Origin of the sequence: Nocardia sp. 852002-51101_SCH5132738, assembly GCF_001665695.1 — a bacterium.
Classification (GTDB): Bacteria; Actinomycetota; Actinomycetes; order Mycobacteriales; family Mycobacteriaceae; genus Nocardia; species Nocardia nova.
Genome location: NZ_LZML01000126.1, coordinates 1 through 25,629, shown reverse-complemented (window position 1 = coordinate 25,629; position 25,629 = coordinate 1). Strand labels below are relative to the sequence as shown.

The following is a 25,629-nucleotide window of genomic DNA, read 5'->3' as shown; positions in this document are numbered from 1 at the left end:
CGCTCCCCCGCATCGGAGGACTGGGCCGGCTCTGCGGCCGGCCCGAAGTGGGCGGAGAGGCGCTCGCACAACGGAATCAGAGCGGACTCCTCGATCCACGGACCGCTGTCCCACGAGTCGACTACCCCGAAAGCCGATGTGGCACTGGGGCTGCGGCGCTGGAGCATGCCGGCCGGACCGGCGATGACGCGGTGTTCAGAACATCCCGTTCGGGATCTGATCGGGTTCGGGGACGGGCTGGACGACATCCCAGTGTTCGATGATCTGCCCATTCTCGAGCCGCCAGATATCCACGACGGCGACATCGGGCTCATCGCCTCCGGGGGACATGCGGTAATGCAGTACCACGTAGTCGTCCTCGGCGATGACCCGCGCGAGTTCGAGGTGGGCGCGGGCGACCGGGGCGGTGGTGACGAACTCGATGAAATCGTCTCGACCGCTGGGGTTTCCGGGGCTGTGCTCGATGAAGTTCTCGTGTAGCAGGGTGCGGAGCACGTCGACGTTTCCTGCCGCGAACTCGCGGAAGCCGTCGACGACGAGTTGTTTGTCGGTCTGGTGCATGCGACGACTGTTGCTCAGGTGGGCGGGGCGCGTCGATTACATGCGGTGTAATGGCGGCCGCGCCCGGTGACCGAGCAGACTCGGAGCATGACGAGCGACCGGCCGATCGGGGAACTGCTGCGCGAATGGCGGCACCGCAGTCGGTTGAGCCAGCTGGATCTGGCCATTCAGGCGGAGGTGTCGCCTCGGCACATCAGTTTCGTCGAAACGGGACGGACGATTCCCAGCAGCGCGATGGTCCTGCATCTGGCCGAGCAGTTGCGGGTGCCGTTGCGGGAACGCAATCGACTACTGGTCGCCGCCGGGCACGCACCGGTCTTCCGGGAGCAGCCCCTGCACGATCCCGATCTGGCCCGAGCTCGGGAGACCGTCCAGCAGGTGCTGCTGGGGCACGAGCCCTATCCGGCGCTCGCGGTGGACCGTCGATGGAATCTGTTGCTGGCCAACAGTGCCGTCGACGTATTCCTGCACGGAGCCGACCCGGCGCTGCTGGAGCCGCCGATCAACATGATGCGATTGGGACTGCATCCGGGCGGGCTGGCGCCGAGGATTCGCAATCCGGACCAGGTGCGCGGGTATCTGTTGCCCCGGCTCGCCCACCAGGCCGCACGCACGGGAGATCCGCAGCTGCACGCGTTGTACGCGGAACTGGCGGAGTTCGGCCCCGCGCACGAGCCTCAGCCTCCGGACCCCACCGAGATCGCCCTGCACATCCGGCTCGCGCATCGCGGGACAGAGCTGTGCTTGATCAACACGGTCACAACCTTCGGCGCGGCGTTCGACATTACGCTGGACGAGATCGCCGTCGAAGCCTATTTCCCCGCCGATCTCGCGACCCGCCGGTTCTTCCAGACGAGCGCAACGACCGACGATCCGCGATAGCCGAACCCGCCCGAGACTCGGGCCCGCCCGCCGAGGCGGCTGATACTCTCCGCTGCATGCCTGTGATCGTTGCCACCATCACCCCGAAGCCCGACAAATTCGACGAGGTCGCGGAACTCCTGACCCGTCTCATCCCGGAGGTCCACAACGAGGACGGGTGTGAGCTCTACGCCCTGCACCGGGGCAAGGACCGCTTCGTGTTCATCGAGAAGTGGCGCGACATGGCGGCCCTGGGCGCGCACGGCGCCGGGCCGAGCCTCAAGGCGTTGAACGAAGGACTCGAAGGCCTGGTCACCGGCTCGCTGGACGTCCAGGTTCTCGAAGCAGTCCCCGCAGGCGACCCGGACAAGGGCGCCCTCTAACCATTCCCTCGCGCCGCGCGGTGGCCGGACCGCGCGGCGTTTGTCATGCGCTCACCCCTCGCTGCGAGGCCCCGCTATCGCAGCCGCGACGATCGTTTCGAGCTCGGTGCCGATACGGTCGAGCGCTCTGGTGCTGCGCTCGGCGCGGCACATCGCCACACTCCCCTCGACGGCGGCGACGGTCAGCGTGGCGATACGTTCGGCGGCGGCCTCATCGGCTCCTTGGTCGCGCAGCGACGCGCTCAGCAGTTCGGTCCATCGAGCGAAGGCGGCGGCCGCTGCTTCGCGAGGGCCTTCCTCGACGTCGGCGAGCTCTTCGACCGACACCGCCAGTACGGGACACCCGGCCCGGAAATCGTTGTCCACCAGAATCTTTCGCCATGTCGCGAGGAACGCACGTAATCCTTCGACCGGTCCGTTGTCGAGCTCGCGGACCAACAGCATGGCGGTCAGGTCACCGGCGAAGGTGACGGCCTCGGTGGCCAGCTGCGTCTTGCCACCAGGAAAGTAGTGGTACGTCGACCCCAGCGGCGCGTGGGCGTATTTGGCCAGTTCGCGCACACTGGTGGCGTTGAGGCCGCGCCGCCGGATCATATCGGCCGCGCCGGCCACCAACTTCCGGCGTGCATCCTGAGATTCCGCCACCCTACCTCCTTTTCTATAACGCCCGTCATATAGTAGCGTGCGTCGATTATAACGGTCGTTATAAGTCGTTTCCCGAAGCGAAGGAGCACATCGATGCCGATGATCCACCTGACCGTGCCCGCCGGAGCCCTGTCCGGCCCGGCGCGCGACGAGCTGTTGCGATCACTTCCGACGACGCTGCTGAAGTGGGAAGGAGCGCCGGACACCGCGTTCTTCCGAGCACAGGCGTGGTGCCGCGTCGAGGACGTGGCCGCCGGCGGATTCGCCGCACTCGAAGACGACCTGCCGCGCTTCCGGGTGGATGTGACCGTTCCCGAAGGCGGCCTGTCGCCACGCCGCAAAGCCGGACTCGTCACCGACGTCACCGAGCAGGTGCTCACCGCGGCCGGTCTCGCCGACGGCGACGCCTGGCGGGTGTGGGTACTGATCCACGAACAACCGGAGGGCACCTGGGGCGCCGGCGGAAGCATCGTGAAATTCAAGGAGCTGGCCGCGCTCGCACAGGGACAGCGCGACAATGCGTGAGCTGCAGTTCATCCGAGCCGGTCGGCTGGAGTGGCGGGAACGGCCCGCACCGGCGCTGCGCGATGCGCGCGACGCGCTGGTGCGCCCGATCGTGGCGGGCCGATGCGACGGCGACACCCTGCCGATTCACCGGCATGTGTCCCGGGCCATGCAGTTCGGCATCCGGGCGGGGCTGATCGATCCGGTCGTGGGCAGTATCTGCGGGCCGGTCCCGTTCCGGGGCCCGTTCGGCATCGGGCACGAATGCGTCGCCGAGGTCGTCGAGGTCGGCGCGGACATCCCGACCCTGCGTCGCGGTGACCTGGTCGTGGTCCCGTGGGCGATATCGTGCGGCGAATGCCGTGAATGCCGGCTGGGACTGACCGCGAAATGCTCCACGACGCGCACCTCCACCCTGGCGGCATTCGGATTCGGCCCGGCGAGCGGCCCGTGGGGTGGGATGGTCGCCGACCTGCTACGGATCCCGTTCGCCGACCACATGCTCGTTCCGCTTCCGGCCGGCGTCGACCCGCTGCGAGTCGCGGCCGCCAGTGACAACCTCGCCGACGCCTGGCGATGTGTGATTCCGGGTCTGCGGATCCGGCCCGGCGGAAAGGTCCTGGTGCTCGGTGGCGCGGCACAGAGCATCGGTCTGTACGCGGCCGGGCTGGCGGTCCGGCACGGCGCGGAGGTCGTCGACTATGTCGATCATCGGCGCGAGCGGCTCGACATCGCCGAAAAGCTCGGCGCCAGAGCGCATTCCACGACGGCGAAGGGCAAGATCCGGCGCACCGACATTCCCCGCCGCGATTACGACATCGCCGTGGAAGGCACATCCACGGCCGCGGGCGTCGACGCCGCGCTGCGCTCACTGGCACCGGGCGGCTTCTGCCGGCCCGTCGGCTACTACCTACCGGTCGGCACCAAGGTTCCGCTGATGCACATGTACGCCAACGACGCCACCGTGAGTATCGGAGTCTCCCATGTCCGGCCGATCCTGCCGGATCTCCTGGATTTCGTTGCCCGGCACGACTTCCCCGCCGAAACGGTCACCACGCTCACGGCCGACTGGGACGACGCGCCCGAGGCGTACACCGCGCACACCACCAAACTGGTCCTGCACCGCGCACCGCTCCACGCCGCGGCGGACGGAGCCGCGCACGGTGGTCCGGCAGCGTAACCGGACCTCGGTCCCGGGCCGCTATCGGCAGCGGCCCGGGCCGAACCTCAGACCCGTTCCTTGGAGCGCGTCCGCACGCGCAGCGCGATCGGCTTCTGGGTTTCGGCGAAGAAGTCGTTGCCCTTGTCGTCGACCACGATGAAGGCCGGGAAGTCTTCGACGTCGATCTTCCAGACCGCTTCCATGCCGAGTTCCGGATATTCGAGGACCTCGACGTTCTTGATGCAGTCCAGAGCGAGGCGGGCGGCCGGGCCGCCGATGGAGCCGAGGTAGAAGCCGCCGTGCTCCTTGCACGCCTTGGTCACCTGCGCCGAGCGATTGCCCTTGGCGAGCATGACGAACGAGCCGCCCGCGGCCTGGAACTGGTCGACGTAGGAGTCCATGCGGCCCGCGGTGGTCGGCCCGAACGAGCCCGACGCGTAACCCTCGGGAGTCTTGGCGGGGCCGGCGTAGTAGACGGCCATATCGCGCAGGTACTGCGGCATCGGCTCGCCGGCGTCGAGGCGCTCCTTGATCTTGGCGTGCGCGATGTCGCGGGCCACCACCAGCGGACCGGTGAGCGAGAGCCGGGTCTTCACCGGGTACTTCGACAGCTCCGCGCGGATCTCCGACATCGGCCGGTTGAGGTCGACCTTCACCACGTCGCCGCCGAGGATCTCGTCGGTCTGCTCCGGAAGATATTGCGCCGGTTCGCGTTCCAACTGCTCGAGGAACACACCCTCGGGGGTGATCTTGGCCAGCGCCTGGCGGTCGGCCGAACACGACACCGCGATCGCGACCGGGCAGCTCGCGCCGTGGCGAGGCAAACGGATCACCCGCACGTCGTGGCAGAAGTACTTACCGCCGAATTGCGCGCCGATCCCGAAGGACTGGGTCAGCTTGAAGACCTCCTCCTCCAGCTCCAGATCCCGGAAGCCGTGCGCGGCCATCGAACCCTCGGTCGGCATGGTGTCCAGATAGTGCGCCGAGGCGTATTTCGCCGTCTTCAAAGCGAATTCGGCGCTGGTGCCGCCGATGACCACGGCCAGGTGGTACGGCGGGCAGGCGGCGGTGCCCAGCGAGCGGATCTTCTCGTCGAGGAATTCCAGCATCCGGGTGGGGTTCAGGATGGCCTTGGTCTCCTGGTAGAGGAACGACTTGTTCGCCGAACCGCCACCCTTGGCCATGAACAGGAACTTGTAGGCCGGATGCGCGGGATCGCCTGCGGTGGAATACAACTCGACCTGCGCCGGCAGGTTCGATCCGGTGTTCTTCTCGTCCCACATGGTGATCGGCGCCAGCTGCGAATACCGCAGGTTCAGCTTGGTGTAGGCGTCGAACACGCCGCGTGAGATCCATTCCGCGTCGTCCGCGCCGGTGAGCACGCCCTCGGACTTCTTGCCCATCACGATGGCGGTGCCGGTGTCCTGGCACATCGGCAGGATGCCGCCCGCGGAGATGTTGACGTTCTTGAGCAGGTCCAGCGCGACGAAGCGGTCGTTACCGGAGGATTCCGGATCGTCGATGATCTTGCGCAGCTGGGCCAGGTGCGCTGGGCGCAGGTAGTGGCTGATGTCGTGCATCGCCTCGGCGGTCAGCATCCGCAGCACGTCGGGGTCGACCTGCAGGAAGGTGCGTCCGCCCGCTTCGAATGTGCTGACGCCCTCGGTGGTCAGCAACCGGTAGGGGGTCTCGTCGGCTCCGGTGGGAAGCAGATCCGAATAGCGGAACTCAGGCGCGGTCACGAATCGCACTCCTTGTGTGTCTGCGGGTGCACTCGGCCGGCGGGAGAACCGCTCGCGGCCGAAACAACGCTCCGACTCTAATCAGCACACCGCGTCACACCGAGGTCAGGCCAGCCTAATCTTCATTGCCGAGCACAAAGGTTGCACCTTCAATGCGGTGGGTGTAGGTGTCGATCCGATACCGCGATCACGGGTATCGCCGACAGCGGGAAGGCAATACCATGACCGACGCAGAACCCTGGAGAGGAATCGTGACCGAACCCCGTTGGCTCGACGATCTCGAAACGCGTGCGTGGCTCGGCTTCGTCTTCACCCGTGATCTCATCGCCGCCGCCGTCGGCCGCGACTCGCTGCGCGCCTCGAATCTCACCTACGTCGAGTACACGGTGCTGGCCCGGCTGGCCGACGCCACCGACCACCGGCGCAGCTTCGCCGAACTGGCGTCGGTGCTGGAATGGTCGCAGAGCCGGCTCTCCCACCAGATCACCCGCATGGAGAAGCGCGGGCTGGTCGCCCGCGAGGCCATCCCCGACGATGCCCGCCGCACCGCCGCCGTACTCACCCCGAAGGGTGCGGAAGTGCTGGCCACCGCGGCTCCCGCCCATGTCGAGAGCGTGCGGCGGCATATGATCGACGTCCTCGACCGCGACCAGCTGGCCGCACTCGCCGACATCTACGACACGTTGCTCACTCATCATCGCGCGCCGGACCCGGGCGTCGAGGCCTGCATCGACCACAGCGGCGCCCTGCCCCGCGAACCCAGTCCGCAGCCGGGCTGATGGGGTGGCCGAGCACACACCTCCGCGACATGTTTCGATTGTTCGCCAGCGGGTATCGAGTGAGACTAGGCTCGACTGCGGCTTCTCGACGGCAGCCACGCGCGAGCGACCCCGACGAACCGACCTCCCTTAGGAAAGGGGCACGAGTTTTCATGTCCGACGTGTCCATCGGCCTCTCTCCGGATTCGATACCGGCGGGTCCGGTCGAGAATCTGCTGCCGCAACTGGTCGAACATCTGCGCCAGAATCGCACTGAGCTACGTGAGGAATGGGCACGTCGTATCGGGGATGCCGCACTGCTGACCGCGATGACCCCGGAGGAGATCTTCTCCGAGGCCACCTCCATCTACGACAACTACGTCGAGGCGCTGCAGACGGGTAGCGTCGAGGCACTGCAGGCCTACGCCCGCGATCTGTCCGAGCGCATCATTCCGCGAGGCGTCGAGACCGACGAGGTCATCGGAATCGTGCTGCTACTGCGAGATGTCCTCGCGCGCAGCCTGTTCGAGAAGTATCAGTCGAACTTCGATCTGCTCAAGCGGGTGCTCGACGCCTACGAGCCCGCGGCCAACCGGATCGCCAACACCGTGGCCATCTCGTTCGTGCAGGAGCGCGAGCGCGTCATCCGCCAGCAGCAGGAAGCCATCCGCGAGCTGTCGACGCCGGTGCTGCAGGTGCGTGAGCAGCTGCTGATTCTGCCGATCATCGGCGTGCTGGACAGCCAGCGGGCCCGCCAGCTCACCGAACAGCTCCTGCGCGCGATCCGCGCCAACCGCGCCAAGGTGGTCGTCATCGACATCACCGGTGTCCCGATGATCGACTCCACGGTCGCCAACCACTTGGTACAGACCGTCGACGCGTCGAATCTGATGGGTGCCAACGTCATCATCACCGGCCTCTCGTCGGAGATCGCGCTCGCGCTGGTCACCATCGGCCTCGACCTGACGAAGATGAACGCGGTCGGTGACCTACAGGGTGGTATCGAGGAGGCGGAGCGATTGCTCGGCTACGAGATCTCGAGACTCACCGACCGCGACGGACGGTAGTCAAGGCGCCTCATGCCGGTACCCATTCTGAAGCAGGGCACCTACCTGATCGCGTCCGTGCAATCGGCTCTCACCGACGCCGATACCGAACGCCTGCAGGACGACTTGATGACCTACGTCAGCAAGTACCGTGCCCAGGGAATCATCGTCGACGTCACGGCCATCGACGTCATGGACTCCTTCGCCGCGCGCTCCCTGCGTACCATCGCGCACATGACCAAGCTGCGGGGTGCGGAGACGGTGATCGTCGGCCTGCAGCCCGAAGTGGCGTTCGCGATGGTCCAGCTGGGTCTGACCTTCGAAGGCATGCACACGGCTCTGGACCTCGAGGAGGGGCTGGCCTGGCTCAACAGACAGCTGCCCAACGGCCGGCGAAGCGGTCGGTGATCGTGGCCTCCGACAACGTGGTGATAGCGGTGAAGGTGTCGGGCGACATCGTGACCGCGCGACAGGCAGGGCGGGAGCTGGCTACCGAGCTGGGTTTCACGTTGACCGACATCACCATGATTTCCACGGCCATCTCCGAAATCGCCCGCAATATCACGAGTTACGCCGGAACCGGTGAGATCCGGGTCGCGGTGCAGGAGCGCGACGGCCGCCGGGCACTGGTCGTGCAGGCCCAGGACCAGGGGCCGGGTATCCGGGACATCCCCCGGGCGCTGGAGGACGGCTACTCCACCGGCCGCGGACTCGGGCTGGGATTACCCGGCGCGCGACGGCTGATGGACGGATTGATCGTGGAGTCGGCGCCCGGACAGGGAACGCTGGTGGAGATGTGGAAGTGGGTACCCACCGGTGCATGAGGACGGATCCGTCGGCACTGTCGAATGGGCGGTGGCGGGCCGCGCACTGCCGGGACAGCGCGTCTCCGGTGATCGGTCGGTCGTACTCGACGCCGGCGACGGTTCGGTGCTGTTCGCCGTGCTCGACGGGCTGGGGCACGGGGCCGCGGCCGCCGACGCCGCCGACCGGGCCGCGCAGGTCCTCGCCGACAATCGCGCCGAACCGCTCGACGTGCTGATGGTGCTGTGTCATCGCGCGATGGCCGACACCCGGGGTGCGGCGGTCTCGCTGGTGCTGTTCACCGGCGACGACGAACTGCAGTGGCTCGGGGTCGGCAACGTCGAATCCCGGGTGGTCGCCATCGGCCCCGGCAAACCCGCGGTGCGGGCGACAGCGCTGCTGACCGGGGGCATCGTCGGCTATCTGCTGCCGCCGAATCTGCAGACCCAGACCGTGGCCATCCGGCCCGGCGATGTGCTGGTGATGTCGACCGACGGGATCGTCAGCGATTTCGTCGACACCCTGGATCTGGCGCGGCCGACCACCGATATCGCCGACGACATCCTGCGCCATCACGTCAAGGACACCGACGACGCGCTGGTCCTGGCCGCGCGCCACCGCGGTCCGATCGCGGGTGCGTCGTGAGCCGGCCGAGCCGGCCGACGAGCGCACCACGGGTGCGGCCATGAGCGCGGTGCTGGCCGCATTCCGCGAGGCGTATGCGAATGCGCTTCGGCTGCACATGGATTCACCCACCCAGAACACCCTCGCCGAAGGGTACGAACTCGGCCGGCGCGCACTCGTCGAGGGCGTGAGCATTCTGGATCTGACCGAGCACCACTTCCGGTTGCTCGACGAACAAGGTCTGATCGCCGGCCCCGCGGCGCAGCACCTCGACGGTGATGCCGCGCAGCGCGCGCAGGCGGCGCTGGAATTCCTGCTGCAGACTCTCGCCGCGCTCGATGTCGCGACCCGCGGATTTCTCGACAGCACCCGCAGCTACGAATTGCAGCGGTTGCGGGCCGAGGATCTCGAGGGCCGCGATGCCTTCCGCACCGCACTGGTGGAGTCGCTGCAGGACGGCTTCTTCGTCGCCGCCGACGACGGAACCATCACCGAGGTCAACTCGTCCTTCGGCGCGCTGACCGGATACGGGCCCGACTCCGCCCCCTATCCGCTGCCGCATCCGTGGACCGACGATGATTCCGCGGCGGACCATCCGGCGCTGGGCACCGAGGCCGCGCGCTTCGTGATGCCGGCGCGCCACCGCGACGGGCGGCGGGTGTGGCTGGCGGTCAGCACCAACTCGTTGCGCAATCCGGAAGACGACGAGCGACTCTTCGTGGGCACCATCCGCGATGTGACCGCCGAACACGACGCACAGGCCCGCGACCAGGCGGCCTCGCGGCTGGCCACCGCCGTCGGCGCCGCCACCACGGTCGCCGAAGTGCTGTCGGTGGGTCTCGAGGAACTGCGCCGGGCCATCGGCGCGGAAACCGCCGTGGTGTCGATGTGGGCGAATCGCCAGACCGCGCCGGAGTTATACGTCTCGGGCCCGGTGGCCGGGGGCGACGCCGTCTCCCGGCAGGTGATCGACGCGCGGGCGCGGGCGCTGCTGGACCGGACCCGGATGCGGCCGCATCGCGCCATGTTCGCCATCCCCGAGGGCGCGGCGAGTTCCGAGGGCATCGTGGCGCCGCTGGGCGAAACCGGCGATGCCGCACTGTGGGTGCGCTTCGCCGCGCCGCGGGCGATCAGTTCCGGTGACTGGGCGCTGTTCTCACTGCTCGTCGGCCATCTCAGCCTGGCGGTGCAGCGCGCTCGCAACTTCGATCAGGCCCGCTCGACCTCGCTGACGCTGCAGCGCGCCATGCTGGGGCCGATCGAACTGCCGCCCGGTTTCGCGGTGCACTACGAACCGGCGCTGCCCCCGCTCGAGATCGGCGGCGACTGGTACGACGTGGTGCAGTTGCGCGACGGCACCCTGGGCATCGTGGTCGGCGACTGCGTCGGCCGCGGTCTGTCCGCGGCGGTGGTGATGGGCCAATTGCGCACCGCCGCACAGGCTTTGCTGCTGCGCGGCGCCGGGCCCGCTCAGTTGCTGGCCGAACTGGACGCGGTGGCCGCCCGCATTCCCGGCGCCATGTGCACGACGGTCTGCGCCGCCATCCTCGATCCGGTGCGCGGGCTGGTGCGGTACTCGAGCGCCGGGCATATGCCGCCCGTGCTGGCGGCGCCCGGTCACACCGGCCGGCTGCTCGAAGGCGGCCGCGCGGTACCGCTGGCCACCTTCGACATCCCGAACCGGCCCGAGGCGACCACCGCGCTCGAACCCGGCTCGACGCTGGTGTTGTTCACCGACGGCCTGGTCGAGCAGCGCGGCATCGATATCGACATCCGGTTCGACCAGATCGCCGACGAATTGTCCGGCGCCGCATCGCAACTGCCGCGCGAGGTGGCCGACGCGGTGCTGTCGCGGCTGCGCCCCGACGCGGGCTACGACGACGATATCGCGATGGTGGTCTACCGCCAGCCGCCCCGGCCACTGCACCTGGACATACCCGCCGAACCCGCACGGCTCTCGGGTGCGCGCCGCGCGCTGACGTCGTGGCTGTCCGCAGCCGCCGTCGGTCACGACCTCGCCGCCGATCTGGTCGCCGCCGCCAACGAGGCCTGCACCAACAGCATCGAGCACGCCTATCCCCCGGGCACCTCCGGCCACGTGACAGTCACCGCCGCCCATGTGCGCGGCGCGGTCTGCCTGGAGATCGTCGATTCCGGGGCGTGGCGGCCGCAGCCCGAGGATCCGGGCACCCGCGGACGCGGCCTGTCGATGATGCGCGCTCTCGCCGACGACGTGGAGATCGAGCAGACCGAGTCGGGCACGCGAGTGCGGCTGACCGCGAAATTGCCCCTGGTGACGTTCTCGGCGGCGAGCAGGGTCTGAGCAGGCCGGTCCGCGAACCGTACGGCCGTGGCCGACCAGCCCCGCGTCGACCCTTCGGTGGCCGATCAGCGCATGGACCGCACCGCGTTCCGCGTCTCGATACCGAGCAGGCCGAGGGCGAAATCCGCGTACTCGGTGGCGATCTGCTCAGGAGTGGCGGGCCCTTCGAGCCGGAACCATTGCGGCAGTGACGTACACATCGTGGCGATGGCGCGCCCGGCCACCCGCGCGTGGGCGGCGGTCAGGTTCGCCTCCGCCAGCGCGGTATCGATGTCCTCGTCGAGGCGATACTGAATCTCGTTGCGGGAGGCGGCGATTCGACGGCGATTGTCCGGTGTGAGGCTGCGCATCTCGCTGGCGCCGATGAAGGCCAGCTCGCGGCGATGGGTGTGGAACAGGGCGAGAGCCTCGACCACGCGGATCAGCCGCTCGCGGCCACCGATCACCTCGCCGCGCGCCGCCCGTGTGCGCCAATGCAATTCGTCCATGGTGAGGTCGAGGGCGCGGACGAGAAGCTCCTGTTTGTCCCGGTAGTGGTGATAGACGCCGGGCACACTCATCCCGGCGCGGTGGGCGATCGACCGCATGGTGGCGCCGTGATATCCGGTCTCGACGAAGGAATCGATCGCGGCGGCCAGGACGGGATCGATGTCCAGCGGCGGGAACTCACGCCAGGCGCGAGGCGCATCCGTTTCGGAAACGCCGGCCGTGCGAACACGCGGGCGTGGCGGCGGCGCGGGAGTTTCGCCGATCAGCCACGCGACGGTGGTGCCGAGCGCCGCGGCCAGGGCGCGCAGCCGGGCGATCGAGACGCCCGTCTTGTCGTTCTCGACGGCGCTGAGTGTGGCCGGACTGACGCCGATCCGTTCCGCTGTCGCGCGCAACGAGAGCCCGGCAGCGGTTCTCGCCTGCCGCACCCGGCTGCCCACACCCTGTCGATCTCGCTCGGCACTATCCATGATGTTCAGGATAACTGAACAGCGCCAGCGGGCTCAGAACACCGAATTGACAGGCTTTATCGTGTCATGCGAGTCTGCATGACAGGTGATTGCCGAGCGATCGTTCGGCGACTGAGATCGAGGAGTGGACCGTGGCGATCGAGCTGTCCCTGCCGCCCGAGGTACACGAGCTGGCCGAACGTACCCGCGCCTTCATCCGCGACCGGGTGCTGCCGCTCGAGGATGCGCACGACGGCGACATCACCGCCGCCGGTGGCGACACCTTCCGCGTCGAACTACAGAAGGCCGCCCGCGAGGCGGGTGTGTTCGCGCCGCACGCGCCGATCGAATACGGCGGCCACGGCCTCGGGATGTCGGACCGCGCACCCGTCTTCGAGGAGGCCGGCTATTCGCTGTTCGGCCCGACGGCACTGAATATCGCCGCCCCCGACGAGGGCAATGTGCACATGCTCGCGCATATCGCGAACCCCGAGCAGAAGCAGCAGTACCTCGCGCCGCTCGCGCACGGCGACGTGCGCTCCGCCTTCGCGATGACCGAACCGGCGCCCGGCGCGGGCTCCGATCCGTCCGCGCTGGCCACCCGCGCGGTCCGCGCCGACGGCGGATGGCGGATCAACGGCCGCAAATGGTTCATCACCGGCGCCGACGGCGCGGGCTTCTTCATCATCATGGCCCGCACCTCGGGAGAGCCGGGCCAGCGCGGCGGCGCGACCATGTTCCTTGCGCCGGCCGAGACTCCCGGCATCCGGGTCGGACGCCATCTCGACACACTGGATCGGTCGATGGTCGGCGGGCACTGCGAGGTGTTCTTCGAGGATCTGCTGGTTCCCGCGGAGGCCGTCCTCGGCGAGGTCGACCGCGGCTTCGAATACGCTCAGGTCCGCCTCGGCCCGGCCCGCATGACGCATGTGATGCGCTGGCTCGGCGCCGCCCGCCGCGGACACGACGTCGCGGTAACGCACGTGGCCCGGCGCGAGGGCTTCGGCTCGCGACTGGGTGATCTCGGCATGGTACAGAAGATGATCGCCGACAACGAGATCGATATCGCCGCCACCCGCGCACTGCTCACCCGCGCGTGCTGGGAACTCGACCGCGGCGAACCGGCCGCCAACGCCACCTCGATCGTGAAAACCTTTGCGGCCGAGGCCATTTTCCGGATCGTCGACCGCAGTATGCAGATGTGCGGCGGTCTCGGCGTGTCGGGTGATCTCCCGCTGGCGCGGCTCTCGCGTGAGGTGCGTCCCTTCCGCATCTACGACGGACCATCCGAGGTCCACCGGTGGGCTATCGCGAAACGTGCGGTCGGCGCCGCGAAGCGGGCATTGCGAGCAGCCGAATGAGCCTGCCCGGAATGGATGTCGCCGCGCTCGACCGGTTCCTGCGCGAGCAGGGCGTCGACGTGCGCGGTGAGCTGCGTGTGGAGCTGATCAGCGGCGGCCGTTCGAATCTGACCTTCGTCGCCGCCGACGAGGCGTCGCGGTGGGTGGTGCGCCGCCCGCCGGTCGCGGGCCTCACCCCGTCCGCGCACGATATGGCCCGCGAGTTCACGGTGACCCACGCCCTGCGCGAATCGGCTGTGCCCGTGGCGAAGACGGTCGCCTTCGACGCCGACGGCGCCACACTCGGCGCGCCCATGACCGTCGTGGAATTCGTCGACGGCACCGTCATCCGCGATCAGGACGACCTCGCCGCCCTCACCGACACCCAGATCGACGCCGCCGTCGACGAGCTGGTGCGTGTACTGGCCGAGCTGCACGCCGTGGATCCGAACGCGGTCGGACTCGAGAAATTCGGTCGCCCGGACGGATTCGTCACCCGGCAGGTGAATCTGTGGGCCTCGCAGTGGGAACGGGTGAAGACCCGCGAACTTCCCGACGTCGCGGCCCTGCACACCGCGCTGGCCGCGGCGGTGCCCGGCCGGTCGGCGGCCTCGATCGTGCACGGCGACTTCCGCATCGACAACACCATTCTCGATGTGCGCGATCCCGGTCGGGTCCGCGCCGTCGTCGACTGGGAGCTGTCCACCCTCGGCGATCCGCTGACCGATGTGGCGTTGATGTGCGTGTACCGGGCGCCGATCTTCGATCTGGTGCTCGGTTCGCCGGCCGCGTGGACCAGCGACCGTATGCCCGGCGCCGACGATCTCGCCCATGCCTATGCCCTCGCGTCGGGCCGCGATCTCGGGGACTGGGGCTTCTATCTCGCCCTGGCCAATTTCAAGCTCGGCGTTATCGGCGAAGGCATCACCCACCGCGCGCTGCGGGGCTCGGACGCCGGCTCCGCCGCCGAACGCGCGGCCGAGGCGACACCGGAATTCATGGCCGCCGGCCTGCGCGCACTGAAAGGAGTCCGGAAGTGACCGGAAATCGGAAGTCCGCCCTGATCAGCGGGGCGTCCCGCGGTATCGGGCTCGGCATCGCGAACAGGCTTGCCGAACAAGGCTATTCGCTCACCGTCACCGCGCGTGACGCCTCGCGCCTCGACGAGGTTGCCGCGCAGCTGCGGGCGGCCGGCGCCACCGACGTCGTCGCCGTGGCCGCCGATATGTCCGACACCGACGGCGTCGAGCGGGTGCTGGCCGAGCATGCGCACCGATTCGGCACCCTGTCGGCGCTGATTCTCAACGCGGGGGTCGGCACCGCCGGTCCGGTCGCCGACACGTCCATGCGGCGCTTCGACAAAACCCTCGCGGTCAATCTGCGTGCGCCGCTGCAACTCATCCAGGGCGCGTTGCCGATACTGCGCGCCGCCGCCGCGGCCGCGCCCGACCGCGGCGCGAAAGTGATTGCGCTGTCGTCGATCACGGGTGTCTATGCCGAAGCCGGACTCGCCGTCTACGGCGCGGCCAAGGCGGCACTCATCTCCCTGATCGCCACCCTCAACGCCGAGGAATCGGGTAACGGCATCAGCGCTACCACCCTCGCCCCCGGCTATGTCGACACCGATATGAGCGCGTGGATCCACGACCGCATCCCGCCGGAGCGGATGCTCGCCGTCAGCGACATCGTCGAAATGGTCGATGCCCTGCTGCGGTTGTCGTCGCGAGCGGTGGTCCCGAACATCGTTGTGTCCCGCGCGGGAAGCGACGCCTACCGCGCATAGCGACCTCGCTGCCGCCGGATTCCGGTCCGGCGGCAGAATCCGCGACTGCGGGTGGAAATCTTCGATATCGGCGCGGTCGTCTACTTTCTACGCAAGGTGATCTGGATCGTTCCGGATTCACCTCGCTCGTTCGCCGAGAATTAGCTGCCGCTACCCCCGCAAATCTCGACATTCCAGCGAGCAACGCGCCGACGTTCGCCCTCAGAAGTGAGTACTCACTTCGCCTCGGGGGCGGACATGATGCGGCGATGTAGATGACCTCATCGCCCTTCTCGCGGGAACACGACAGACATCAAGATCATCTGAAAACCCGCGACGACGTCGCCGAATCCCCCGCCGCACCCAGCAAACACCACCGGACGATCGCGCCTGTCCACCCCCGGACACGGGTTTGCCCGCCCCGGAGTTCGGGAAATACCTCCTGAGTTTGCTAGGTATTCGCGGGTCTGTCCGCGAGAGGTACAGCGGCGGAACTAACCGGCACCAGCTCGCCAGTGGTTCCGATTGCGGACGACGCGAGGAGGACCGCCATGAGTTTTCTGGCCCTCGGCTTTCTGCGCACGGAGGTGTCTCACCTGCAGCAGGAGTGGGATGCGGCGCAGATACGTTGTCTGGCAAGACGTTTGGGTTACACGCTGTCGGAAACGGTCGCATTCGGCGATCGCACCGACAATCCGGTGCAGTTCCTGATCGGCGCGGCGATCACCCACGATGCCGAAGCGGTGATCGTGCCCAGTCTCGAGCACTTTCCCGACGCCATCGTGCCCGCCGAACTCGTCGAGGTCACCGATGTGATCACCGTCAGGCCCGAGCGCACCTACGCGCGCTGGCCCCTCGGGGAGACGCCCGGCGCCGGCGGTGCGAACTGACTCGTCACGACCGCTTGCGCCGCACCAGCCAGACCGCGGCCACCGCGCCCGCCGCCGTCACGCCGATCGCCGGTAGCGGGATCTGCTTGACGACCTGCGCGGCCCGGTCCGCATTGTCCTGAGCGGACCGGGCACCGCGGTGCAGCCGCTCGCGGGTGCGACCGGGCACGTCGAGCTTGTCGCTCAGCGCCTGCACCGTTCGGCCCAGTTCCTCGCGCGTCAGATCCCGGTCGTAACGCAACGCTTCCGGATCGGAAGGGATGTTCATCGCCGAGTCCTCTCCTTGATGACGGCAACATCTTCCCGGACATTCGCGGCGGCATCCTCCGGTATCGGCGGACTCCCCTTGCGGATGCTCGTCCGCCCGAGGAGACCGAGGACGCCGGCGACCACGGCCAGCGCGCCGGCCACGATCAACGCGGCCGCCCATGCGGGCAACACCAGCGCCAGACCCAAGATCGCCGCCGCGACCAGCGCGCCGATGACCGCGAGCCCCAGCACGGCGGCGGCACCGACGAGTCCGGCGCCGGCTCCCAGCCGTTTGGCCTTGCCCTGCGCCTCGACGACGGCGAGTTTCGCCTCCTCACGGACCAGCCGGCTCAGTTGCTCCGTGGTGGTGCCGACCAATTCGGCCACCGACGCCGTCTCCGGCGCTCGGCCGTTCTCGATATGCGCCATGACCAACCACTCCTCCGGGCGCCGATCGAATCGGGCGACCTCGCTCCGCCCGCGAGCGAACCGCCTCTCCGGTTGTGCTCGCGATACCCGGGAAATCCGCGATAACACCTCCGGCGGGGCGCACGGGCGCGGGATTCCGCGTGCGTCGCACGGTTAACTCCTTGCGCCGGAAAGCAATTGCCCGGCCGGAGAGAGCCTCGGGTACCCAGCAGGTAGATTGACAACCGTGACCAATACTTCCGGAGACGCGTATCCCCTCGCCGACGCGATGACCACCTCGGTCAGCGTGCACGACGATGCGACCGTGCTCACGGTGGCCGGCGAGGTCGACCTGGCGACCGCTCCCGCACTGGAGAGTGCGATCGAGGCGACCCTCGGCGGTAAACCCGCGGCGCTGATCATCGACCTGTTGCAGGTGAGTTTCCTGGCCTCGGCCGGTATGGCCGCGCTGGTGGCCGCTCATCAGCGGGCCGGCTCCGCCACGAGCATCGTCCTGGTCGCCGAGGGACCGGCCACCAGCAGACAGCTCAAACTGACCAATCTCGATCAGGTATTCGCCCTGCACCCCACCCTCGACGCCGCGCTCGCGGCGCTGCACCAGGGCTGATCCGGAGACCGAGTGCCCAGGGACCGAGTGCCCAGGGACTGAGCGGCCAGGGCCGGCAGCCCGGAAGCGGACTGCCGGCCACGCCGGTCAGACCAGCTCGCGCAGCTGTTCGATCAGCTTCACCCGTTCCGGCGCGGTCGCGGCGAGCGGAACCACGTTCAGCACCGTGACCCCGGCCTCCCGGAACGCCGCCACCCGCTCCTTGACGAAGCCCGCCGAACCGATCAGCGAGATGTCGCGCACCAGATCGTCGGGCACGACCTTGGCGGCCTCGTCCTTCTTCCCGGCCAGATACAGCTCCTGGATGCGGTCGGCCTCGGCGCCGTAACCGTACTGAGTGGCCAGCGAGTGGTAGAAGTTCTTGCTCTTGGCGCCCATCCCGCCGATGTAGAGGGCCAGATGCGGTTTGACGAACTCCCGCAGCGGCTCCACGTTGTCGCCGATCGCCAGCGCCGGTCCGGCATAGACGTCGAGGTCGCCGAGTTCCGGATCCCGTTTGGCCTTTCCGGCCGCCAGCGCTTCACCCCACACGTCGCCGGCCTTCTCCGGTAGGAAGAAGATCGGCTGCCAGCCCTCGGCCAGTTCGGCGGCCAACTGCACGTTCTTCGGGCCGAGCGCGGCCAGCAGCACCGGGATACGGTCGCGCACCGGGTGGTTGATCAGCTTCAGCGGCTTGCCCAGTCCGGTGCCGCGTTCGGCGGGCAGCGGGATCGTGTAGTACTTGCCCTGGTATTCCAGGCGTTCGCGCCGCCACACCTTGCGGCAGATCTCCACGACCTCGCGGGTGCGGCCGATCGGCGCGTCGTAGGGCACACCGTGGAACCCCTCGATGACCTGCGGTCCGGAGGCGCCCAGACCGAGGACGTAGCGGCCGTCGGAGACGTAGTCCAGACCCGCGGCGGTCATCGCGGTGAGCGTGGGCGTGCGGGTGTAGAGCTGCAGAATGCCCGAGGCCAGCTGCACCCGCTCGGTCTTGGCCGCCAGATATCCCAATCCGCTCACCGCGTCGTAGGAGTAGGCCTCGGGCACGAAGACGATGTCCAGGCCGGCCCGTTCCAGATCGGCGACCTCGGCCGCGACCTCTTTGAAGCCCCCCGCATAGTTGATGCCCAACCCGATTCGCATCGTATGCAACTCCGTTCATATGCAACCAGTTGCAGTGAGATTATCGCACTGCACCACCCGTCACAAACCGCGATCCGCCGCCGCGGCCGGGGTGGCCTCGGGCTCCATCCTGCACACCGCCCGTACGCCGTCCGCGACAGGGCGGTGCGGCCCGGTCGATGATCGGGCGCGCGGCCGGTACGGTTATCGGCGTACCGCACGCCGATTCCTCGAAACGGGAGGCCCCGCAGCATGTCTCAGGACACCGCGTCGTCGCCGGACACCACGACGTTCGGAGAGTCGACGATCGGCCGCTACCTGGACGATCTCGCCGCCAAGATCCCCGCGCCCGGCGGCGGTGCGGTCGCGGCGCTGCACGCCGCCCAGGGAGCCGCCCTGGTGGCGATGGTGGCCCGCTACACCACCCGCGCCAAGGACGCCGACAACCGCCCGGCGATCGATCGGATCATCGCGGCGGCCGACGCCGCCCGTGAGCGCGCGCTGGCCCTGGCCGACGCCGACGCCACCGCCTTCACCGCGGTCGGCGCCGCCTACAAGCTGCCCAAGGACACCGACGAGCAGGTCGCGGCCCGCAAGGAGGCGATCGCCTCGGCACTGCTGCAGGCCGCCCGGGTGCCCGCCGCGGTGGTCACCGAAGCCGACGAGGTGCTCTCACTGGCCGCGGATCTGCTGCCGATCGGCAATCCGAACGTGGTCACCGACATCGGCGCCGCCGCCGACGCCGCGCGGGCCGCGGCCGCCAGTTCACAGTTGAATATCGCCATCAACGTCGGCTCGCTCGGCGACCACGAGACCGAGGAGTTCGCACCCGCGCTGCAGCGCATCGAGGAGATCTTCGCTCGTGCGGATGCACTGCACACGGACGTTCTCGCTGCTGTCGTCGGCTGATCGCATTACCACACCCCTCGGCTAAACCTCGGTTTGCCACACCGTAACTGTCGTTACGAAGCGAAAACTATTCCGGCGACCATGATCATCCGGAACTAGGATCGAGGTCCTGATCCACACACCACCTGAGGGGGTGGAGCCATGAGGACCATGATGCGTCATGTATTCCTGGCGACAGTCATAGCAGTACTGGCCGCAGTCACCACGGGCACAGCGGCAGCGGTGCTGGTAACACCACAAACCACATCCGTGGCCTCGATTTCACCGAGCAACGGCGCCGTCGTCGGAATCGCCCATCCGGTCACCGTCCGGTTCACCGCACCCGTCACCGATCGCGCCCGCGCCGAACGATCCGTGCACGTCGGCGACCGGGCCGGGACGTTCTCCTGGGCCGACGACAAGGAACTGGTCTGGAACTCCACCGGATACCTGCCGGCCGATGCGCGATTCACCGTGACCGCCGGCAACGTTCGATCCGAATTCCGGACCGACGGCGGGACCAGTGCCGATGCCGACATGTCGGCGCATACGTTCACCGTGTTCATTCCGGGGCAGGCGCCACGGGTCATGCCCGCCTCGATGGGTAAGCCCGGACGCGAGACTCCGGTGGGCACCTTCCCCGTGATGGAGAAGGACCGCACCATCATCTTCGACTCCCGCACCATCGGTATTCCGCTCGACGATCCGGAGGGCTACTACCTGACCGGCGAATTCGCCGAACGGCTCACCTCGGGCGGCGTCTTCGTACATTCGGCGCCGTGGTCGGTCGGGCAGCAGGGTAATTCGAATGTCAGCCACGGCTGCATCAACCTGGCCCCCGCCGATGCCGAGTGGTACTACGACAACGTGAGTGTGGGCGATCCGGTGACCACCCACTGGTGATCAGCGTGCCGCTTCGGCCGCCTCCACGACGTGCCGCATCAGCAGCGCGGTGGTGACGGGTCCGACACCACCGGGAACCGGACTCAGTGCGGCCGCCCGGCCCTCGACCGAAGCGGCGTCCACATCGCCGACGATGCCACCGTCGGGTCCCTCGTTGGTACCCACGTCGATGACCACAGCGCCCTCGCGCACGTGGTCGCCACCGATCAGCCCGGCCCGCCCGGCCGCCGCGACCACGATATCGGCGGCCGAGGTGACCGCCGGCAGGTCCGTGGTGCGCGAATGGCACACCGTCACCGTGGCATTCTCGGCCAGCAGCAGCTGTGCCAGAGGTTTGCCCACCACATTCGACCGGCCGACGACCGCGACGTGCCGGCCCGCCAGCGCGATGTCGTGATGTTTGGCCAGCTCCACCACCGCCTGTGAGGTGGCGGGCGGGAATCCGGGCAGTCCGGCGGCGAGCAGTCCCAGCGACAGCGGGCTGACGCCGTCGACATCCTTGGCTGCGGCGATGGCCGAGCTGACGTCGTTGAGTTCCACGCCCGCGGGCAGCGGCGTCTGCAACATCACCGCGTGCACCGCCGGGTCCTCGCTGAGCTTCGCCAGCGCCTCGCGAATCTCCGCGGCACTCGCTTGCGCTCCGAGATCGGTTGTCTCACAGTCGATTCCGAGTCGTCCGGCCGCGCGCTGCAACGAGTTGACATACCACCCGCTGGCCGGATCGTCGTTGGCCACCACCAGCACCAGGCGGGGGGCGGCCCCGCCTTCGGCCAGTGCGGCGGCGCGGTTCTTCGTCTCGGCGTTGAGGTCGGCTGCGAGTTGTTTGCCGGTCAGCGGTATGGTGTCCACCCGGCCACCCTATCGGGCCGCGTACCAGCGCCCACGGCCGCCGTCACCCGCGCGAATACCGACTCGAGCGGGAGTAAATCCGGGGCCCTCACCGATTCCGGTCGTATGGTGGGCACGGCTGTGCCCATGCCCCACCCACCCAAGCGGGATCCCGCTCGCCCGGAAAGGTGTCGACTGCAGTGAACATCGCCAGACGTGTCAAACATCTTCTCGTCGCGGCCTCGGCGGCCGCGCTGCTGGCCGGACCACTCACCACGACGGCCACGGCCGCCGACGGACCGGCGCCGCTCTACAACTCGGCTCAGGAGAACTTCGTCAACGGCAACGACGCCGCGGGTCTGGCCGACCTGCGCTCGCTGCTGGACGCCACACCCGACGACGCGCAGGCGCTGGCCCTGCAGGGTATCTGGTCGGACTACACCGGCGATCTGCTCACTCGCGAAGCCGCGTTCAACCGGCTGGCGGCCATCGACCCCGGCATGGCCCAGGGGGCCCGCAATCTCATCGGCGCCATCGGCGCGGCCGTGGGCACCCTGCCCAATCCGCTGCCGGCGCTGGTCGGCCCGCAGACCGGCATCGTGGTGCTCGGCTACGGGCTGCTGCCCGACGGCAGCCTGCGCCCCGAACTGGTCAACCGGCTCACCGCCGCGTGGTTGCAGGCGATCGCGGCGCCGATGTCGCCGATCGTGGTGACGGGCGGCAACCCGCAGAACGGAGTACCCGAAGCCGCCGCGATGGCGGGCTGGCTGATCGGCCACGGCATTCCGGCCTCCCGGGTGCTGGTCGAGGACCGCGCCACTTCGACCGTGCAGAACGCGCTGTTCAGCACCCGGATGCTTCAGGACGCCGGTGCGACCAGCGCGGTCGTGGTGACCTCACCGAATCACATCCGCCGCGCGGTGGCCGATTTCATCGTCGCCGGCACCCGCGTGGTGGGGGCGATGACCTCGCTCGATCAGCTGGTGTCGCAGCTGCCGCCGCCGAGCAAGGCCGCCCAGCGCGGCATCTATCTCGACGCCACCCGCACCTTCCTGCTGCCGTCGGCCCGCTAGCCGGCGCACGGAAGATTGTGGTTGACGCCGCGCCGACAATAGTGGGGTGATCGACCCCGAATCCGACGAGTCCGCCACCGATACGGTCGTGGCCGACCTGCGCCGCGCCGGATGCGTCTTCGCCGAGGAGGAAGCGGCCCTGCTCCGGCAGGCCGCCTCCTCCCCCGGCGAGCTCTCCGCACTCGTCGCACGCCGCGTCGACGGCATACCGCTCGAATATCTTCTGGGCTGGGCCGACTTTCGCGGCGTGCAGGTGGCGCTCGACCCGGGCGTATTCGTGCCCCGGCAACGCACCGCGTTTCTGATCGACGAGGCCCTCGAACGCACCGCCGCCCGGCCGGGCGATCGGCGCACCGTTGTCGACATGTGTTGTGGCTCGGGCGCGTTGGGCCTGGTCGCGACGACCGCGTTGCGCGCCGGCGGGGTGGAGGTCGAACTGGTCGCCGCCGATATCGACACCGCCGCGGTGGCGTGCGCGCGGCGCAATCTGGAACCGCTGGGCGCGCGGGTCTTCCGAGGTGACCTGTTCGCCGCGCTGCCCGGCGGACTGATCGGGCGGGTGGATCTGATTCTGGCCAACACCCCGTACGTGCCGACCGCGATGATCGCCCGGATGCCGCCGGAAGCCCGCGACCACGAACCCCGCACCGCCCTCGACGGCGGCGCCGACGGACTCGACGTGCTGCGCCGCGTGGCCGATGCCGCCGGGCGGTGGCTGACGGTCGGCGGCTGGGTACTGGTCGAGATCGGCACCGTCCAGATCGACACCGCCACAGCGATCGTCGCGGCCGCCGGACTGCGCCCCGCGATCGCGGAATCGTCCGACTACGGCGCGACGGTGGTATGCGGAACCCGGACGAGCGCCGTGGGTTAGCCGCCGATTCCGCGGCGGAGGTCGTCGGCCGTGCGCAACCGTTCCCGCACCCCCGCCAGGTCGGCCTCGAGTGCGCTGAGATCCGGTTGTGTTGCCGCCGTGGCATAGTCGGCGACTCCCGCCTCGACCGCCGCGACCGCGCGTTCGGCCTGTGCCAGCTGTGCCGTCCGCGCGTCGGAATGCAGCATCGAGATCGCGACCAGGTGGTCGTCGAGAGCCAGGGCGGACTGTTCCAGATCCGCGCGCAGGGTCACCGTTGCCGCCGTGTCGTAGGCCGTCACCGCGCGCAACGCCGTCATCGCATCGCGCAGGCGGCGGTGCAGGCGAGCCTCGGGGTCGTGGGAACGCGCCCATGCGGTCGGCGCGCGTGTGGCCGTACCCGGGACCACCTGATTCTCGGCGGCGATGCGGCGGCGCTGATGGGCCAGGGCCACCGCCCCGATCGCGACGATCCCGCCCACGATCACCGCGAGGGCGAGCACGAGTAGTAGCAGCACGATCATGTCATCTCCCGTGGTGGACGACGGTGGTGTGGCCGGTGCTGTGATGGTGGGTTCCGCCACCGTGCCACATCGACAGCGCGACCACCGCGCCGATGATCAGCAGCGTGACGACCGTGACGAACGCGGCGAGTTTGACCTTGCTCCACGGCCGCTGCCCGACCACCTCACCGGTCAGGCCGTTGATGTAGACCCGGAACGGGGTGTTCGCGTAGACCACGGTCAACAGCCAGATCGGCAGCAGAATGTGCTTGTACGCCAGCGAGTTCCAGGTCGAACGCAGGTCGTGGATGTGCTGCCGGTCGCCGCCGATGTCCTCGCGCACGGTCTGCTCGATGACCTGTTCCATCCGCGTCCGGGCGACCGGGAACATCTCCTCGGCGTCGCGATCGTAGGTGCGGGCCAGGTGGCCGGCGACGTACTCGGGCGAATAACCGGTGGCCTCCGCGACCGGCCACGGTTCGAGTTCGGCGACACGGGCGCTGTCGTCGATGTCGTTGGCGAGAATCGGCAGATCGTCGAAGCGGTTGCCGACCTCGCCCATCGCCGGATACCAGCGTATTTCGGTGCGGCTCTTCAGTTCCCCGTCGTCCCAGTACCGTTCCGTGTACTCCTCCCCGCGTTCGCCGCGATACCACGTGTGCACGTCGGCGTCGTAGGTGAAGTAGGCGTGGTAGACGCTCGCCAGCGAACCGAGCCGCTTGTACTTCTTGAACGCGGTGGGCGCGAACCACCGTCCCGCGACCCACTTCTCGACGCGTTCGCGCGCCGCCTTCTCGTCGATGCGGAACGGGACCACACCGTCCACCGGCAACCGGGCCGAAGCGTTGTGCACATCGTCGCGCTGGATCGGCGTGGTGCAGTAGGGACAGCGTGTCGCGGTCAGACTGCCGACGAATGTGGTTGTGCCACCGCAATTCTGACACTTCACCTCGCGATCGCCGGTGATCTGCGGTCCGGCGGTCACGGCCTGCAGCGCGCGCAGCTCCCCCATCGCCTGCCGCAGATCCCGCGCGACGACCGGTGCCCGCGGCGCCGAGAGCGGCGAGTAGTTTCCGCAACTGGGACACCGCAACTGCTGCGAGGCGATGTCGAACACCAGCTGGCCGCCACAGGCCGTGCAGGGGTAGGTACGCGTCAGTTCGGTCCGGTGCAGCATGGCCGGATCCGCGGAACCGTGCGGGTTCGCAGGAGGTGGCGCCCCAGACTCGACGCCGCCGGGTATGTCGTTCCCGGGACCGAACGGCGTCGTGCCCGGCGGCGGATGAAGCGCCGGGCCGCCGCCCACTCCCGGCCCGCGATTCGCGACCGACGGCGGCCCGGGACGTCCGGCGACCGGCGCAGGATATTCCGCACCGACGCCCACCGGTGGCGGTGTCGTGCCGTCCTGCATGCGGTAACCACCGCCCGGCATCGGTGACGGGGCCATACCCCCCGGCTCGCGATAGCCACCCGGCACGGGCGGCCGCAACGGAGGCGGCGTTACGCCCTCTGGTGCGCCACGGCTGCCCGGGATCGGCGGCACCGGATACGAGTTCGGTTGTGGGCGTGGGTCGTTCATCGGTCCCCCGGTTCGGCTGAGGTGGGGCTAGCCGGCGGCAGGCGGCGGGTCCGTTCCCGGTGGATCAGCTGCGTCAGTTCGTCGCCGCCGGGCGCCTCACACCGCAGACGAACGTCTGGACCACCGGCATGTCCGCGTGGGCCGCGGCCTCGACCGTCCCCGCGCTGCAGTCGTTGGTCGGTGGTGCGCCACCGCTGCCCGGGATCGGCGGCACCGGATACGAGTTCGGTTGTGGGCGTGGGTCGTTCATCGGTCCCCCGGTTCGGCTGA

Annotated in this window: 30 protein-coding genes and 1 pseudogene; 21 read left to right on the top strand and 10 right to left on the bottom strand. The window is 68.7% G+C overall.

Annotation, left to right across the window (positions count from 1 at the left end):
• Positions 1-195: 195 nt before the first annotated feature.
• Positions 196-561, bottom strand: coding sequence for a nuclear transport factor 2 family protein (locus tag A5789_RS18765; protein ID WP_064901865.1), 366 nt, complete (start codon positions 559-561; stop codon positions 196-198).
• A gap of 87 nt (positions 562-648) precedes the next feature.
• Between A5789_RS18765 and A5789_RS18760 the strand changes: the two genes are divergently transcribed.
• Both A5789_RS18760 and A5789_RS18755 read left to right on the top strand, forming a co-directional pair.
• On the top strand, positions 649-1,443 hold the full coding sequence (locus A5789_RS18760; RefSeq protein ID WP_064901864.1) for a helix-turn-helix domain-containing protein: 795 nt from the start codon (positions 649-651) through the stop codon (positions 1,441-1,443).
• A 56-nt stretch (positions 1,444-1,499) separates the two neighbouring features.
• The gene (locus A5789_RS18755; protein ID WP_063015805.1) at positions 1,500-1,805 is read left to right on the top strand and encodes a putative quinol monooxygenase; all 306 of its coding nucleotides are present in this window, start codon (positions 1,500-1,502) and stop codon (positions 1,803-1,805) included.
• Positions 1,806-1,856: 51 nt separating this feature from the next.
• On the opposite strand, the gene A5789_RS18750 is transcribed toward A5789_RS18755, so the two are convergent.
• Complete coding sequence (locus A5789_RS18750; protein WP_082940801.1) at positions 1,857-2,450, bottom strand: TetR/AcrR family transcriptional regulator; 594 nt, start codon at positions 2,448-2,450, stop codon at positions 1,857-1,859.
• Positions 2,451-2,543: 93 nt separating this feature from the next.
• On the opposite strand from A5789_RS18750, the gene A5789_RS18745 reads away from it, so the two are divergent.
• Together A5789_RS18745 and A5789_RS18740 are read left to right on the top strand one after the other, a co-directional pair.
• Positions 2,544-2,975, top strand: coding sequence for a tautomerase family protein (locus tag A5789_RS18745; RefSeq protein WP_064901863.1), 432 nt, complete (start codon positions 2,544-2,546; stop codon positions 2,973-2,975).
• Positions 2,968-4,134, top strand: coding sequence for a zinc-binding dehydrogenase (locus A5789_RS18740; RefSeq protein WP_064901862.1), 1,167 nt, complete (start codon positions 2,968-2,970; stop codon positions 4,132-4,134). Before A5789_RS18745 ends, A5789_RS18740 begins: the two co-directional genes overlap by 8 nt.
• A gap of 47 nt (positions 4,135-4,181) precedes the next feature.
• Here the strand turns inward: A5789_RS18740 and A5789_RS18735 are convergent, their stop codons facing one another.
• Positions 4,182-5,858 carry a fumarate hydratase gene (locus A5789_RS18735; RefSeq protein WP_030518332.1) on the bottom strand — a complete coding sequence of 559 codons (1,677 nt, stop codon included), beginning with the start codon at positions 5,856-5,858 and terminating at the stop codon, positions 4,182-4,184.
• A 251-nt stretch (positions 5,859-6,109) separates the two neighbouring features.
• Here A5789_RS18735 and A5789_RS18730 point away from each other — a divergent pair, with 251 nt between their 5' ends.
• The 6 genes from A5789_RS18730 (at position 6,110) to A5789_RS18705 (ending at position 11,413) form a co-directional block, all read left to right on the top strand.
• On the top strand, positions 6,110-6,637 hold the full coding sequence (locus A5789_RS18730; RefSeq protein WP_063015808.1) for a MarR family winged helix-turn-helix transcriptional regulator: 528 nt from the start codon (positions 6,110-6,112) through the stop codon (positions 6,635-6,637).
• Positions 6,638-6,789: 152 nt separating this feature from the next.
• Entirely contained in the window at positions 6,790-7,683 is an 894-nt protein-coding gene (locus A5789_RS18725; protein ID WP_064901861.1) for an STAS domain-containing protein, read from the top strand.
• Positions 7,684-7,695: 12 nt separating this feature from the next.
• Complete coding sequence (locus tag A5789_RS18720; RefSeq protein WP_030518329.1) at positions 7,696-8,070, top strand: STAS domain-containing protein; 375 nt, start codon at positions 7,696-7,698, stop codon at positions 8,068-8,070.
• Positions 8,070-8,486: an ATP-binding protein gene (locus A5789_RS18715; RefSeq protein ID WP_369801617.1), complete on the top strand. Its 417-nt coding sequence runs from the start codon at positions 8,070-8,072 to the stop codon at positions 8,484-8,486. The genes A5789_RS18720 and A5789_RS18715 overlap by 1 nt, the downstream gene beginning before the upstream one ends.
• Positions 8,479-9,111 carry a SpoIIE family protein phosphatase gene (locus A5789_RS18710; RefSeq protein WP_030518327.1) on the top strand — a complete coding sequence of 211 codons (633 nt, stop codon included), beginning with the start codon at positions 8,479-8,481 and terminating at the stop codon, positions 9,109-9,111. Before A5789_RS18715 ends, A5789_RS18710 begins: the two co-directional genes overlap by 8 nt.
• Positions 9,101-11,413, top strand: coding sequence for a SpoIIE family protein phosphatase (locus tag A5789_RS18705; protein WP_369817471.1), 2,313 nt, complete (start codon positions 9,101-9,103; stop codon positions 11,411-11,413). The genes A5789_RS18710 and A5789_RS18705 overlap by 11 nt, the downstream gene beginning before the upstream one ends.
• Positions 11,414-11,478: 65 nt before the next feature.
• Here the strand turns inward: A5789_RS18705 and A5789_RS18700 are convergent, their stop codons facing one another.
• Positions 11,479-12,372: a TetR family transcriptional regulator gene (locus A5789_RS18700; protein WP_064901860.1), complete on the bottom strand. Its 894-nt coding sequence runs from the start codon at positions 12,370-12,372 to the stop codon at positions 11,479-11,481.
• A 131-nt stretch (positions 12,373-12,503) separates the two neighbouring features.
• On the opposite strand from A5789_RS18700, the gene A5789_RS18695 reads away from it, so the two are divergent.
• From A5789_RS18695 to A5789_RS18680, 5 genes and pseudogenes are all read left to right on the top strand, one after another.
• A complete protein-coding gene (locus tag A5789_RS18695) occupies positions 12,504-13,712 on the top strand; it encodes an acyl-CoA dehydrogenase family protein (RefSeq protein WP_064901921.1) in 1,209 nt (402 codons plus the stop codon).
• Entirely contained in the window at positions 13,709-14,731 is a 1,023-nt protein-coding gene (locus tag A5789_RS18690) for a phosphotransferase family protein (protein WP_063015810.1), read from the top strand. Before A5789_RS18695 ends, A5789_RS18690 begins: the two co-directional genes overlap by 4 nt.
• Positions 14,728-15,474, top strand: coding sequence for an SDR family oxidoreductase (locus tag A5789_RS18685; RefSeq protein WP_064901859.1), 747 nt, complete (start codon positions 14,728-14,730; stop codon positions 15,472-15,474). The genes A5789_RS18690 and A5789_RS18685 overlap by 4 nt, the downstream gene beginning before the upstream one ends.
• Positions 15,475-15,507: 33 nt before the next feature.
• Positions 15,508-15,591, top strand: a pseudogene (locus A5789_RS36675) (SAM-dependent methyltransferase); the annotation flags it as partial.
• A gap of 413 nt (positions 15,592-16,004) precedes the next feature.
• Positions 16,005-16,343 (top strand): hypothetical protein, encoded by a 339-nt coding sequence (locus A5789_RS18680; protein ID WP_063015812.1) that lies wholly within the window; start codon positions 16,005-16,007, stop codon positions 16,341-16,343.
• Between the two features lie 4 nt (positions 16,344-16,347).
• On the opposite strand, the gene A5789_RS18675 is transcribed toward A5789_RS18680, so the two are convergent.
• Positions 16,348-16,611 (bottom strand): DUF3618 domain-containing protein, encoded by a 264-nt coding sequence (locus A5789_RS18675; protein ID WP_036525761.1) that lies wholly within the window; start codon positions 16,609-16,611, stop codon positions 16,348-16,350.
• Positions 16,608-17,021, bottom strand: coding sequence for a phage holin family protein (locus A5789_RS18670; RefSeq protein ID WP_063015813.1), 414 nt, complete (start codon positions 17,019-17,021; stop codon positions 16,608-16,610). Before A5789_RS18670 ends, A5789_RS18675 begins: the two co-directional genes overlap by 4 nt.
• A 268-nt stretch (positions 17,022-17,289) precedes the next feature.
• Here A5789_RS18670 and A5789_RS18665 point away from each other — a divergent pair, with 268 nt between their 5' ends.
• Entirely contained in the window at positions 17,290-17,628 is a 339-nt protein-coding gene (locus A5789_RS18665; protein ID WP_030517651.1) for an STAS domain-containing protein, read from the top strand.
• An 87-nt stretch (positions 17,629-17,715) separates the two neighbouring features.
• Here the strand turns inward: A5789_RS18665 and A5789_RS18660 are convergent, their stop codons facing one another.
• Positions 17,716-18,753, bottom strand: a complete 1,038-nt coding sequence (locus tag A5789_RS18660) for an LLM class F420-dependent oxidoreductase (protein ID WP_063015814.1) — start codon at positions 18,751-18,753, stop codon at positions 17,716-17,718.
• Between the two features lie 231 nt (positions 18,754-18,984).
• Between A5789_RS18660 and A5789_RS18655 the strand changes: the two genes are divergently transcribed.
• Together A5789_RS18655 and A5789_RS18650 are read left to right on the top strand one after the other, a co-directional pair.
• A complete protein-coding gene (locus A5789_RS18655; protein ID WP_064901858.1) occupies positions 18,985-19,641 on the top strand; it encodes a cyclodeaminase/cyclohydrolase family protein in 657 nt (218 codons plus the stop codon).
• A gap of 141 nt (positions 19,642-19,782) precedes the next feature.
• Positions 19,783-20,523: a L,D-transpeptidase family protein gene (locus tag A5789_RS18650; protein ID WP_064901857.1), complete on the top strand. Its 741-nt coding sequence runs from the start codon at positions 19,783-19,785 to the stop codon at positions 20,521-20,523.
• Here the strand turns inward: A5789_RS18650 and A5789_RS18645 are convergent, their stop codons facing one another.
• Positions 20,524-21,372 (bottom strand): bifunctional 5,10-methylenetetrahydrofolate dehydrogenase/5,10-methenyltetrahydrofolate cyclohydrolase, encoded by an 849-nt coding sequence (locus tag A5789_RS18645; protein WP_064901856.1) that lies wholly within the window; start codon positions 21,370-21,372, stop codon positions 20,524-20,526.
• Positions 21,373-21,551: 179 nt separating this feature from the next.
• Here A5789_RS18645 and A5789_RS18640 point away from each other — a divergent pair, with 179 nt between their 5' ends.
• Together A5789_RS18640 and A5789_RS18635 are read left to right on the top strand one after the other, a co-directional pair.
• The gene (locus A5789_RS18640) at positions 21,552-22,424 is read left to right on the top strand and encodes a YdcF family protein (RefSeq protein WP_063015818.1); all 873 of its coding nucleotides are present in this window, start codon (positions 21,552-21,554) and stop codon (positions 22,422-22,424) included.
• A gap of 49 nt (positions 22,425-22,473) precedes the next feature.
• On the top strand, positions 22,474-23,298 hold the full coding sequence (locus A5789_RS18635; RefSeq protein WP_064906906.1) for a putative protein N(5)-glutamine methyltransferase: 825 nt from the start codon (positions 22,474-22,476) through the stop codon (positions 23,296-23,298).
• Here A5789_RS18635 and A5789_RS18630 read toward each other — a convergent pair.
• Together A5789_RS18630 and A5789_RS18625 are read right to left on the bottom strand one after the other, a co-directional pair.
• Positions 23,295-23,801 carry a hypothetical protein gene (locus tag A5789_RS18630; RefSeq protein WP_064906905.1) on the bottom strand — a complete coding sequence of 169 codons (507 nt, stop codon included), beginning with the start codon at positions 23,799-23,801 and terminating at the stop codon, positions 23,295-23,297. The two genes, A5789_RS18635 and A5789_RS18630, sit on opposite strands and share 4 nt — an antisense overlap.
• Position 23,802: 1 nt before the next feature.
• The gene (locus A5789_RS18625; RefSeq protein ID WP_064906907.1) at positions 23,803-24,957 is read right to left on the bottom strand and encodes a hypothetical protein; all 1,155 of its coding nucleotides are present in this window, start codon (positions 24,955-24,957) and stop codon (positions 23,803-23,805) included.
• 461 nt (positions 24,958-25,418) lie between these two features.
• Here A5789_RS18625 and A5789_RS18620 point away from each other — a divergent pair.
• Positions 25,419-25,629, top strand: a 211-nt coding sequence (locus tag A5789_RS18620) for a DUF4339 domain-containing protein (RefSeq protein ID WP_197516655.1), incomplete at its 3' end; no start/stop codon positions are given.

What these genes read in the sequence shown, in the direction of transcription:
- A5789_RS18765 (WP_064901865.1), bottom strand. Translation starts at nt 561, where the DNA reads ATGCACCAGACCGACAAACAACTCGTCGTCGACGGCTTCCGCGAGTTC.
- A5789_RS18760 (WP_064901864.1), top strand. Translation starts at nt 649, where the DNA reads ATGACGAGCGACCGGCCGATCGGGGAACTGCTGCGCGAATGGCGGCAC.
- A5789_RS18755 (WP_063015805.1), top strand. Translation starts at nt 1,500, where the DNA reads ATGCCTGTGATCGTTGCCACCATCACCCCGAAGCCCGACAAATTCGAC.
- A5789_RS18745 (WP_064901863.1), top strand. Translation starts at nt 2,544, where the DNA reads ATGCCGATGATCCACCTGACCGTGCCCGCCGGAGCCCTGTCCGGCCCG.
- A5789_RS18740 (WP_064901862.1), top strand. Translation starts at nt 2,968, where the DNA reads ATGCGTGAGCTGCAGTTCATCCGAGCCGGTCGGCTGGAGTGGCGGGAA.
- A5789_RS18725 (WP_064901861.1), top strand. Translation starts at nt 6,790, where the DNA reads ATGTCCGACGTGTCCATCGGCCTCTCTCCGGATTCGATACCGGCGGGT.
- A5789_RS18720 (WP_030518329.1), top strand. Translation starts at nt 7,696, where the DNA reads ATGCCGGTACCCATTCTGAAGCAGGGCACCTACCTGATCGCGTCCGTG.
- A5789_RS18700 (WP_064901860.1), bottom strand. Translation starts at nt 12,372, where the DNA reads ATGGATAGTGCCGAGCGAGATCGACAGGGTGTGGGCAGCCGGGTGCGG.
- A5789_RS18690 (WP_063015810.1), top strand. Translation starts at nt 13,709, where the DNA reads ATGAGCCTGCCCGGAATGGATGTCGCCGCGCTCGACCGGTTCCTGCGC.
- A5789_RS18680 (WP_063015812.1), top strand. Translation starts at nt 16,005, where the DNA reads ATGAGTTTTCTGGCCCTCGGCTTTCTGCGCACGGAGGTGTCTCACCTG.
- A5789_RS18675 (WP_036525761.1), bottom strand. Translation starts at nt 16,611, where the DNA reads ATGAACATCCCTTCCGATCCGGAAGCGTTGCGTTACGACCGGGATCTG.
- A5789_RS18670 (WP_063015813.1), bottom strand. Translation starts at nt 17,021, where the DNA reads ATGGCGCATATCGAGAACGGCCGAGCGCCGGAGACGGCGTCGGTGGCC.
- A5789_RS18665 (WP_030517651.1), top strand. Translation starts at nt 17,290, where the DNA reads ATGACCACCTCGGTCAGCGTGCACGACGATGCGACCGTGCTCACGGTG.
- A5789_RS18660 (WP_063015814.1), bottom strand. Translation starts at nt 18,753, where the DNA reads ATGCGAATCGGGTTGGGCATCAACTATGCGGGGGGCTTCAAAGAGGTC.
- A5789_RS18655 (WP_064901858.1), top strand. Translation starts at nt 18,985, where the DNA reads ATGTCTCAGGACACCGCGTCGTCGCCGGACACCACGACGTTCGGAGAG.
- A5789_RS18650 (WP_064901857.1), top strand. Translation starts at nt 19,783, where the DNA reads ATGAGGACCATGATGCGTCATGTATTCCTGGCGACAGTCATAGCAGTA.
- A5789_RS18630 (WP_064906905.1), bottom strand. Translation starts at nt 23,801, where the DNA reads ATGATCGTGCTGCTACTACTCGTGCTCGCCCTCGCGGTGATCGTGGGC.
- A5789_RS18625 (WP_064906907.1), bottom strand. Translation starts at nt 24,957, where the DNA reads ATGCTGCACCGGACCGAACTGACGCGTACCTACCCCTGCACGGCCTGT.